This window comes from Oikeobacillus pervagus (assembly GCF_030813365.1).
Lineage (GTDB): Bacteria > Bacillota > Bacilli > Bacillales > DSM-23947 > Oikeobacillus > Oikeobacillus pervagus.
The window spans coordinates 42,911-53,703 of the sequence record NZ_JAUSUC010000022.1 but is presented as its reverse complement, the minus strand read 5'-3'; the positions used below and the strand labels follow the sequence as shown (position 1 = coordinate 53,703).

Genomic DNA, 10,793 nt, shown 5'->3' with positions numbered 1-10,793 from the left:
TTCAGCGCCGATGGTAGTTGGGGGCTGTCCCCCTGCAAGAGTAGGACGTTGCCAAGCAAACGAGAGAATAGCGAGATATAGCTATTCTCTTTTTTGTTGTGCACTTTGAATGGAATGAATATCCAGGTGCCAGGCACCATCCAGGAAATTCCAAATGTATTATTCAAGAGGTCCTCCAAGAAGTGCAAATATGTCTGGGAAATATGCATATATTCCTGGAAATAATCAAAATTCCAAAATATAAGTGCATATCCAGGGAGAAGTAGCGCAAAAGTGCATGGGAAATACGCAAATCATCCTGGGAAATACGCAAATCCCCCCATTTATCTAAATTTTCCAGGTGCCAGGCACCATCCAAAAAAATCCAGGAACCACCCGAAAAAATGATATGTTGTTACTACATGGGTTGCAATAGGGTTTGAAGGGGACTGAATGGCGATTGAAATATTGACTCTGTGAAAGTATGAGTTAAAATTATACACAACTATAAAGGAACTTGATCCAAAGGCGTTTATTATTGCGTATGAACCGAAAACGATTTACGGTGGCTTTTGGGTTAAATCTGTTAAAAAGGGAAAGTTGCTATGAGTAAAGTCAAAAAAACATTTGAATTGGGCGAAAATGAAACGATTGATGAATGTCTAGAAAGAATGAAGGTGGAAGGGTATACTCCTATTCGTAGGATTGAAAAGCCTATTTTTCTTGAGGAAAAGGCAAACGGGAAACCGATTTATACCCCTATTAAAAGAAAAATAATATTTGAAGGGAAGAAAGACGAATGAAATACGAACATTTAGTTTGGTAATATATTAAATGTTCGATTTTATGTTGACAATTTTCAGTGTCACTTGATAAGATGAAGATGTTCAAAACATAAACCCTCATATAATAGTGGGAATACGGCCTGCGAGTATCTACCCATCACCGTAAATGATGGACTATGAGGAAAGTGGCATCTGGTCATTAGCTTTCTTTAGGCTTTTTACCGCCTATTACACCCAGATAACTGCTTTCTTTCCGGAGGCTGTTATCTGGTTTTTATTTTTGCCAAAAAAAGATTATCATTTTGATTAAAGTAAATGATAATTTTAAGATATATATTGCATTTTAACAAATAAATCTGGAGGGATAATCTTTGAGTGCACAGGTTGGAGTGATTATGGGAAGTACTTCAGATTGGGAAACGATGAAGCTTGCCTGTGAAATACTAGATGAATTGCAAGTTCCATATGAAAAAAAAGTCGTTTCTGCCCATCGTACACCTGATTTAATGTTCGAATATGCTGAAAATGCAAGAGAACGAGGAATCAAAGTGATTATTGCTGGTGCAGGTGGTGCAGCCCATTTACCAGGAATGGTTGCAGCGAAGACAACATTACCTGTCATAGGAGTGCCAGTGAAATCGAGAACATTAAATGGGATCGATTCTTTATTGTCTATCGTTCAAATGCCAGGTGGTGTACCAGTAGCTACTGTAGCTATTGGAAATGCCGGCGCAACAAATGCAGGACTATTAGCTGCACAAATCCTTTCAATAGCGGATTCAGAGCTAGCCGAAAAACTTAATCTTAGACGTGAGGAATTACGAAATAAAGTATTAGAGAGTAGTGATCAGCTTGTCTAAAAAAATGATTATGCCTGGAGAAACAATTGGAATCATCGGTGGTGGCCAATTAGGTAGAATGATGGCGTTAGCAGCAAAGGAAGCCGGATTCAAAATCGCCGTTCTTGATCCAGCAGAAAATTCACCATGTGGTCAAGTGGCTGATATTGAAATTACAGCGAGCTTCGATGATCGCGATGCTTTATTACATTTAGCAGAGGTCAGTGATGTCGTCACTTTTGAATTTGAAAATATCGATTATGATGCATTGAAATGGCTATGTGAAAAGACGTATATTCCACAAGGTGCAGAGATCATTAAAATCACTCAAGATCGTATTTTGGAAAAAGAAGCGTTAACGAAAGCGGATGTTGATGTTGCACCCTATGCTGTAATTAAGGAAAAACAAGAAATTTATGATCATATACAAGCGCTTGGCTATCCTTCTGTCTTGAAGACTTCAAGAGGAGGATATGATGGAAAAGGTCAATTTGTCATTAAATCAGAAGAAGACATTGAAGAAGCCTCTCAATTATTAAAACATAGCGCATGTGTTTTGGAAAAATGGATTGCTTTTGAAAAGGAAATTTCCGTCATCGTCTCAAGAAATCCAAATAAAGAAATAAATATATTCCCTGTCGGTGAAAATATTCATGTGGATAATATTCTTCATGAAACCATTGTTCCGGCAAGAATTTCTGAGTCAACGAGGGAAAAGGCAATTGAGCTTGCATCTAAAATTGCGGATGCTGTTGATTTAGTAGGTACATTAGCTGTTGAGATGTTTGTTGGAGCCGATGGAGAGATTTATATTAATGAATTAGCACCAAGACCTCATAATTCAGGCCATTATTCTATCGAAGCATGTGAAACATCTCAATTTGCTCAACATATTCGTGCAGTATGTAATTGGCCGTTAAAAAGTACAAATCTTTTAAAACCGGTTATAATGGTGAATATTTTAGGTGAACATGTCGAAAATGTCATAAGTCAGATTGAAGATCGTCCTAATTGGTCAGTACATTTATATGGAAAATCAGAAGCAAAAGTGAAAAGAAAAATGGGACATATCACGATTTTAACCAATAATATAAATGAAACTCTTTATGAAGTAGACAATAGTGGGATTTGGAATAAATAAGTCGAATAGAATCGGAGGAACCAAACGATGATTGATCGTTATACACGTCCGGAAATGGGAGCGATTTGGAAAGAGGAAAATCGCTTTAAAGCATGGCTTGAAGTAGAAATTCTCGCCTGTGAGGCATGGGCTGAGCTTGGAGATATTCCGAAAGAAGATGTAAAGAAAATTCGTGAAAATGCTGGATTTGATGTGGATCGTATTAAAGAGATCGAAAAAGATACACGACATGATGTTGTTGCTTTTACGAGAGCTGTTTCAGAAACTTTAGGTGAAGAAAGAAAATGGGTCCATTATGGATTAACTTCCACTGATGTAGTAGATACAGCTTTATCTTATTTAATCAAACAAGCAAATGAAATTTTACTGCGAGATTTGGAGAACTTTATCGAAATTATTCGGAATAAAGCGAAAGAGCATAAATATACCGTCATGATGGGAAGAACTCATGGAGTACATGCGGAGCCAACAACCTTTGGATTAAAACTTGCACTTTGGTATGAAGAAATGAAACGCAATTTAGAACGTTTCAAGCAGGCAGCTAAAGGGATTGAATTTGGCAAAATATCAGGTGCTGTCGGGACGTATGCTAATATTGATCCATTCGTAGAAAAATACGTTTGTGAGAAACTTGGAATTCAACCAGCCCCGATTTCAACGCAAACATTACAAAGAGATCGTCACGCTCATTATATGGCAACGATTGCCTTGATTGCGACATCTATCGAGAAATTTGCCGTCGAAATACGCGGTTTACAAAAAAGCGAAACGCGTGAAGTCGAGGAGTTCTTTGCAAAAGGACAAAAAGGTTCTTCCGCAATGCCTCATAAACGAAATCCGATTGGATCTGAAAATATGACAGGGATGGCTCGGGTCATTCGTGGGTATATGATGACGGCCTATGAAAATGTTCCGCTTTGGCATGAACGTGATATATCCCATTCATCAGCTGAGCGTATTATTCTTCCAGATGCAACGATTGCACTGAACTATATGTTAAATCGATTCGGAAATATCGTTAAAAACTTAACGGTATTCCCAGACAATATGAAACGTAATATGGATCGAACATTAGGTTTAATCTACTCCCAACGAGTTCTACTTGCTCTAATCGATAAAGGGTTAACACGTGAAGAAGCTTATGACACGGTTCAACCGAAAGCGATGGAAGCATGGGAGACACAAGTTCCATTTCGACAACTAGTTGAAGCAGAAGAGAAGATCACGAATCAATTGTCCAGTGCCGAGATTGATGATTGTTTTGACTACAATTATCACTTAAAACATGTTGATACGATCTTTTCACGACTAGGACTATAAGAAAAGTAGAGGGGGGCAATTGCTCTTCTTCCTTCTTTCAAACAGTAAAATACTAATTTTTATTCAGTTTAGGCAGAACATTCCCATTCTTTAAAATTGGAGGAGCTACTTATGGAAAAAGGCTCATTATTATACGAAGGTAAAGCAAAGAAAATTTTTTCAACAAATCTAGAAGATGTCGTTCATGTTGAATATAAGGATTCTGCAACTGCATTTAACGGAATAAAGAAAGCAGAAATCACTGGGAAGGGACGTTTGAACAACCAAATTAGTAGCTTGATTTTTATGAAATTACATGAAAAAGGAATTCCAACCCATTTTATTAAACAAATTTCGGATCATGAGCAGCTTGTCAAACAGATGAGCATTATTCCTCTTGAAGTGGTTGTTCGCAATATAGCAGCGGGAAGCTTTTCAAAAACATTTGGAATAGAAGAAGGAACACGACTTAAACAAACGATTGTGGATCTTTATTTGAAAAGTGATGAACTTGGAGATCCCTTAATAACAGAAGATCGTATTGAAATATTGGACATAGCCCCAAGGGAAGAAGTTCAAGAGATAAAAGAACAGGCGCTTAAAATCAATGATGTTCTAAAAAATCTATTTAATCAAATCAATATTGAATTAATAGATTTTAAACTGGAATTTGGAAAAGATGGAAATGGAAATATTCTTCTTGCAGATGAGATTTCACCTGACACATGTCGATTATGGGATAAAGATACGAATAGAAAGCTGGACAAAGATATTTTTCGAAGAGATTTAGGTAATTTGTTAGAAGCTTATGAAGAAATTTTAAAAAGATTAGGGGGAGTATCAATATGTACAAAGTAAAAGTTTATGTCACGTTAAGAGAAAGTGTATTAGATCCACAAGGGGCAGCGGTAAAAGGTTCTCTACACAGTTTGGGATATGGAACTGTAGAAGAGGTTAGAATTGGTAAATATATGGAGCTTTTCCTTGATGAAAAGACTGAAAATGTTGAAAAAGTTGTCAAAGAGATGTGTGAAAAATTATTAGCTAATCCTGTGATTGAAGACTACCGTTTTGAAATTGAGGAGGGTGTTGTTCAGTGAAATTCGCAGTGATTGTTTTTCCAGGTTCCAACTGTGATGTCGATATGTTTCACGCAATTCAAGATGAATTGGGTGAAGAGGTCGAGTACGTTTGGCACGATGCTGATGATTTGAGTCGTTTTGATGGCGTATTATTACCTGGTGGTTTCTCTTACGGTGATTACCTTCGTACGGGGGCTATTGCTCGCTTTTCAAACGTCATGAAAGAGGTTGTGAAAGCAGCGGAGGCAGGAAAGCCAGTTTTAGGTGTATGTAATGGTTTTCAGATTTTATTAGAAACGGGTTTATTACCAGGTGCGATGAGACGCAATGAAAACTTAAAATTTATTTGTAAACCTGTTCAATTAATTGTCGAAAACAATGAAACAATGTTCACAACAGAGTATGACAAGGGAGAAGCTATTACGATTCCTGTTGCCCATGGGGAAGGGAATTACTACTGTGATGATGAGACATTGCAACGTTTAAAAGAGAACGGACAAATTGCTTTTACTTATGAGAACAACCCTAATGGAAGTATTGAGAACATTGCAGGCATTACAAATGAGAAAGGGAATGTTCTCGGAATGATGCCACATCCTGAGAGAGCGGTAGATGATCTTTTAGGAAGCAGTGACGGTTTAAAATTATTTCAATCAATTGTGAAACACTGGAGGGAATCCTATGTCGTTAATGCTTGAGCCAAATCCAACAGAAATTAAAGAAAATAAGATTTATCGTGAAATGGGATTAACTGACGAGGAATTTGCAAAGGCCGAATCCATTCTTGGACGTCTGCCAAATTACACAGAAACAGGGCTATTCGCCGTCATGTGGTCAGAGCATTGTAGTTATAAAAACTCAAAGCCAGTCTTAAGAAAATTCCCAACAAAGGGTGAAAGAGTACTGCAAGGACCTGGAGAAGGAGCGGGCATTGTCGATATCGGTGACAATCAAGCAGTTGTTTTCAAAATTGAAAGTCATAATCACCCTTCAGCTATTGAACCATACCAAGGAGCAGCAACAGGAGTAGGGGGAATTATCCGTGATGTGTTCTCAATGGGAGCGCGTCCAATTGCCGTATTAAACTCTCTTCGATTCGGAGAACTAACGACTCCTAGAGTGAAATATTTATTCGAAGAAGTAGTTGCGGGGATTGCTGGATATGGAAACTGTATCGGAATTCCAACAGTGGGTGGGGAGGTACAATTTGATTCTTCCTATGATGGAAATCCACTTGTCAATGCGATGTGTGTTGGCCTAATTAATCATGAGGATATTAAGAAGGGACAAGCAAAAGGAGTTGGCAACACGGTTATGTATGTGGGTGCCAAGACAGGCCGTGATGGCATTCATGGAGCGACTTTTGCTTCTGAAGAATTAAGTGAAGAGTCTGATGAAAAGCGTCCAGCTGTTCAAGTTGGTGACCCGTTCATGGAAAAACTCCTTCTTGAAGCTTGTTTAGAACTAGTAAAATCGGATGCACTTGTTGGAATTCAAGATATGGGTGCTGCAGGCTTAACGAGTTCTTCTGCTGAAATGGCCAGCAAAGCGGGTTCAGGAATTGAAATGAACCTTGATTTAGTTCCTCAACGTGAGACGGGTATGACACCTTATGAAATGATGCTTTCTGAGTCACAAGAACGGATGTTAATTGTCGTTGAAAAAGGCCGTGAGCAAGAAATTAATGACCTCTTTTCTAAATATGGATTAGAAGCAGCAGCGATCGGACACGTTACAGATGATAAAATGCTTCGCTTAATCCATAAAGGAGAAGTGGTAGCAGATGTTCCTGTTGATGCTCTTGCAGAAGATGCACCTGTTTATCATAAACCATCAAAAGAACCTGAATACTTCAGAAATTTCCAATCAATGGAAAATGAAGTTCCGAATGTCTCTGATTATAAAGAAACATTGGTTCAGCTATTATCACAACCTACGATTTCAAGTAAAGAATGGGTCTATGAACAATACGATCATCAAGTGAGAACAAACACAGTCGTTTCTCCTGGATCTGATGCTGCGGTTGTCCGTGTCCGTGGAACGAATAAAGCTCTTGCGATCACAACGGATTGTAATTCTCGTTATCTATATTTAGATCCTGAAACAGGTGGGAAAATCGCTGTAGCAGAAGCTGCCAGAAACGTTGTTTGTTCAGGTGGAGAGCCTATTGCTATCACAGACGGATTAAACTATGGAAGTCCTGAAAATCCAGAAATTTTCTGGCAATTAGAGAAGTCGGCTGATGGGATTAGTGCCGCTTGCTTAGCATTAAATTCCCCAGTAATTGGGGGAAATGTTTCACTTTACAATGAAACGAACGGAACAGCTATTTACCCTACACCAATCATTGGAATGGTCGGTTTAGTAAAAGACTTACAACATATTACAACACAAAGCTTTAAACAAGAAGGCGACTATATTTATGTCCTAGGAAAAGCTGAAAATGAATTTGGTGGAAGCGAATTACAAAAGCTTGTAAAAGGGGATATTTACGGAAAAGCCCCAGCCATCGATTTAACTGTTGAAGCCAACAGACAACAAGCTATCCTAAAAGCGATTCAACAGGGAGTTGTTCAATCTGCTCATGATATTTCTGAAGGTGGTTTCGCCGTTGCTTTAGCAGAATGTTTAATGGGTACAGAATTAGGTGCAGAAGTTTCAGTTTCTGGAGAATTAACAACTGAATTATTCAGTGAAACACAATCTCGCTTTATTTTATCCGTTAAACCAGAAGCGAAAGAAGCATTTGAAAAAATCGTACAAGAGGCAGTTTTAATTGGGAAAACGACAGCAGATCGAACGTTAAACATTCAGGATTCCAAAGCTTGTGCAGTATTAACAGCAAAAGTTGAAGAGCTTGAACATGCTTGGAAAGGAGCTATCCCATGCTTGCTGAAATCAAGGGATTAAACGAGGAATGTGGCGTATTTGGAATATGGGGCCATTCAAATGCAGCGCAGATGACCTATTACGGACTCCATAGTCTACAACATCGTGGACAAGAAGGTGCAGGAATTGTCGTCACTGATGGTGAAAGATTGAAGGGGACTAAGGGGCATGGCCTTGTAAATGAAGTTTTTGATGGAGAAAAATTAAATGATTTAACGGGTACGGGTGCGATTGGTCATGTTCGTTACACCACAGCTGGTGGTGGAGGGTTCGAAAATATTCAACCCCTCCTCTTTCATTCGCAAACCGGTAGCCTAGCCTTAGCTCATAATGGAAACCTAGTGAATGCATCACAGCTAAGACGTCAACTTGAAAGCCAAGGGAGCATTTTCCAAACAACTTCAGATACAGAAGTACTTGCCCATTTGATTCGAAAAAGTGGCTTTACTTCCATGAAAGACAAAGTGAAATATGCCCTTCCTATGTTGAAAGGGGCTTATGCTTTCCTTGTCATGACTGAAACTGAATTAATGGTTGCTCTCGATCCGAACGGAATGCGTCCATTATCCTTAGCTCGTCTTGGAGATGCTTATGTCATCGCATCTGAAACATGTGCGTTTGATTTAATTGGCGCAGAATATCTCCGTGATGTAGAGCCAGGAGAATTAGTTGTGATCAATCAGGAGGGACTCCATTCTGAACGTTTCGCTACCCCAACAAATCAGGCGATGTGTTCGATGGAATATATTTATTTTTCCCGCCCAGATAGTGATATTAATGGAATAAATGTTCATAGTGCCAGAAAACGTCTTGGTAAACAACTTGCTAAAGAAACGAATATTGAAGCGGATGTTGTGACAGGTGTGCCAGATTCAAGTATTTCTGCTGCTATTGGATTTGCGGAAGAATCAGGAATTCCCTATGAGATGGGATTAATTAAAAACCGATATGTGGGCCGTACCTTCATTCAACCTACTCAGGAAATGCGTGAACAAGGGGTCAAAATGAAACTTTCTCCTGTTCGAAAAGTAGTCGAAGGGAAACGGGTCATTATGGTCGATGATTCGATTGTACGTGGTACAACAAGTAAACGTATTGTCAAGCTATTAAAAGAAGCGGGAGCAAAAGAAGTCCATGTATGTATAAGTTCACCGCCAATTAAGCATCCTTGTTTTTATGGAATTGATACTTCGACTCAAGAGGAATTAATCTCTGCTTTCCATTCACCGGAAGAGTTATGTGAAATTATTGGGGCGGACTCCTTAACATTTTTAAGCGAAGAAGGGCTGTTAAAGGCCATTGGTCGTGAAAGTACAGATTCTAACTGTGGACAATGTTTAGCATGTTTCTCTGGAAAGTATCCAACCGAAATTTATCCAGCGGAAAATGACCAATCCAAAACGGTAAAATCATAAAAATGGTGTGGATGATATATTGTAAGAATGTTTTCATAAACTTTAGAACAAAGTGAGGCTCTCTTTGTTCACCACTTGAGGTGGAAAGATTCATGCGGGATTTGGGGCAATGGTAATTCGCCCATTGTCCATACTAACGTTTAAATCTTTCTACCTCATAATAGTGGTGATGCTTTCTAAAGAAGCCATTAGAAAAACAGCTTTTTTTAGAAGAGACGAGCTGTTCCAAAATATAAGAATGAACTATAAAGTAGGAGGACCATTCATGTCAAAGGCTTATGAATCAGCTGGAGTAAATATCGAAGCGGGATACGAAGCAGTTGAACGTATGAAAAAACATGTTGAACGAACGAAGCGTCTAGGAGTAATGGGATCAATCGGGAGTTTTGGAGGAATGTTTGATTTATCCCAATTAAATGTGCGCGAGCCTGTCTTAGTGTCTGGAACGGATGGAGTCGGTACAAAACTGAAATTGGCATTTATGATGGATAAGCACGATACCATAGGGATTGATTGTGTGGCTATGTGTGTGAACGATGTTGTAGTTCAAGGTGCAGAGCCTATTTTCTTTCTAGACTATATTGCCTGCGGTCATGCAGAGCCTGCTAAAATCGAACAAATTGTCAAAGGGGTAGCAGATGGTTGTGAACAAGCCAATTGTGGGTTAATTGGTGGAGAAACAGCTGAAATGCCTGGAATGTATGACAATGGGGAATATGATATTGCTGGCTTCACTGTTGGTGTTGGGGAAAAGTCAAAAATGATCACAGGCGATCGGATTGAACAAGGCGACGTTCTCATTGGAATCGCCTCTAGTGGAATTCACAGTAATGGGTATTCACTAGTGAGAAAGATTTGCTTTGAACAAAATGATTTTAAAGTAGATTCACAAGTTGAAGGTTTAGATGCGCCATTAGGAGAAGTATTACTTACTCCGACCAAAATTTATGTGAAACCTGTACTGGAAATCATCAAAAACTTTGATGTTAAAGGAATGGCTCATATTACAGGTGGGGGCTTTATTGAAAACATTCCTAGAGGATTGCCAAGTGGTTTTGGAGCTGAAATTGAAGAGGGCAGCTGGGAAATACCTGCTATTTTCAATGTGTTAGAGAAATACGGAAAATTAGAACGAAGTGAAATGTATAATGTCTTCAATATGGGAATCGGGTTCGTCATGATTGTGTCACCTAATGAGGCGGATCAAGTATTACAGAAACTTTCTGATTTAGGAGAACAGGCATATAAAATTGGAACCGTAAAAAATGAAGAGGGACTTACCTTTTCCAAACGTTCATTCTAATCTTGTCTTTAAAGGAAACGGGCTTCACCTTTAACTTGATTGATTTGAGGACTGGGTGGGA

At 38.8% G+C, this 10,793-nt stretch carries 10 protein-coding genes, 1 pseudogene and 1 riboswitch; all 11 genes and pseudogenes read left to right on the top strand.

Annotated features, from left to right (window positions below):
* Positions 1–387 precede the first annotated feature (387 nt).
* Positions 388–588, top strand: a pseudogene (locus J2S13_RS09890) (DUF2179 domain-containing protein); the annotation flags it as partial.
* Positions 585–782, top strand: a complete 198-nt coding sequence (locus J2S13_RS09885) for an NETI motif-containing protein (protein WP_307257585.1) — start codon at positions 585–587, stop codon at positions 780–782. The pseudogene J2S13_RS09890 and the gene J2S13_RS09885, both read left to right, overlap by 4 nt.
* 79 nt (positions 783–861) lie before the next feature.
* A riboswitch (purine riboswitch) is annotated at positions 862–961 on the top strand.
* 174 nt (positions 962–1,135) lie between these two features.
* Positions 1,136–1,624, top strand: a complete 489-nt coding sequence (gene purE / locus J2S13_RS09880; protein ID WP_307257584.1) for a 5-(carboxyamino)imidazole ribonucleotide mutase — start codon at positions 1,136–1,138, stop codon at positions 1,622–1,624.
* Complete coding sequence (purK, locus tag J2S13_RS09875; protein WP_307257583.1) at positions 1,617–2,744, top strand: 5-(carboxyamino)imidazole ribonucleotide synthase; 1,128 nt, start codon at positions 1,617–1,619, stop codon at positions 2,742–2,744. Before purE ends, purK begins: the two co-directional genes overlap by 8 nt.
* A 27-nt stretch (positions 2,745–2,771) precedes the next feature.
* Positions 2,772–4,064 (top strand): adenylosuccinate lyase, encoded by a 1,293-nt coding sequence (gene purB / locus J2S13_RS09870; RefSeq protein ID WP_307257582.1) that lies wholly within the window; start codon positions 2,772–2,774, stop codon positions 4,062–4,064.
* A 111-nt stretch (positions 4,065–4,175) separates the two neighbouring features.
* Positions 4,176–4,901 (top strand): phosphoribosylaminoimidazolesuccinocarboxamide synthase, encoded by a 726-nt coding sequence (purC, locus tag J2S13_RS09865; protein WP_307257581.1) that lies wholly within the window; start codon positions 4,176–4,178, stop codon positions 4,899–4,901.
* A complete protein-coding gene (purS, locus tag J2S13_RS09860) occupies positions 4,889–5,143 on the top strand; it encodes a phosphoribosylformylglycinamidine synthase subunit PurS (protein WP_307257580.1) in 255 nt (84 codons plus the stop codon). The genes purC and purS overlap by 13 nt, the downstream gene beginning before the upstream one ends.
* Positions 5,140–5,823 carry a phosphoribosylformylglycinamidine synthase subunit PurQ gene (gene purQ, locus J2S13_RS09855; protein ID WP_307257579.1) on the top strand — a complete coding sequence of 228 codons (684 nt, stop codon included), beginning with the start codon at positions 5,140–5,142 and terminating at the stop codon, positions 5,821–5,823. The genes purS and purQ overlap by 4 nt, the downstream gene beginning before the upstream one ends.
* Positions 5,807–8,035: a phosphoribosylformylglycinamidine synthase subunit PurL gene (gene purL, locus J2S13_RS09850; protein ID WP_307257578.1), complete on the top strand. Its 2,229-nt coding sequence runs from the start codon at positions 5,807–5,809 to the stop codon at positions 8,033–8,035. The genes purQ and purL overlap by 17 nt, the downstream gene beginning before the upstream one ends.
* The gene (purF, locus tag J2S13_RS09845) at positions 8,011–9,429 is read left to right on the top strand and encodes an amidophosphoribosyltransferase (RefSeq protein ID WP_307257577.1); all 1,419 of its coding nucleotides are present in this window, start codon (positions 8,011–8,013) and stop codon (positions 9,427–9,429) included. Before purL ends, purF begins: the two co-directional genes overlap by 25 nt.
* Positions 9,430–9,694: 265 nt before the next feature.
* On the top strand, positions 9,695–10,732 hold the full coding sequence (gene purM, locus J2S13_RS09840) for a phosphoribosylformylglycinamidine cyclo-ligase (RefSeq protein ID WP_307257576.1): 1,038 nt from the start codon (positions 9,695–9,697) through the stop codon (positions 10,730–10,732).
* The last annotated feature ends 61 nt before the right edge of the window (positions 10,733–10,793 follow it).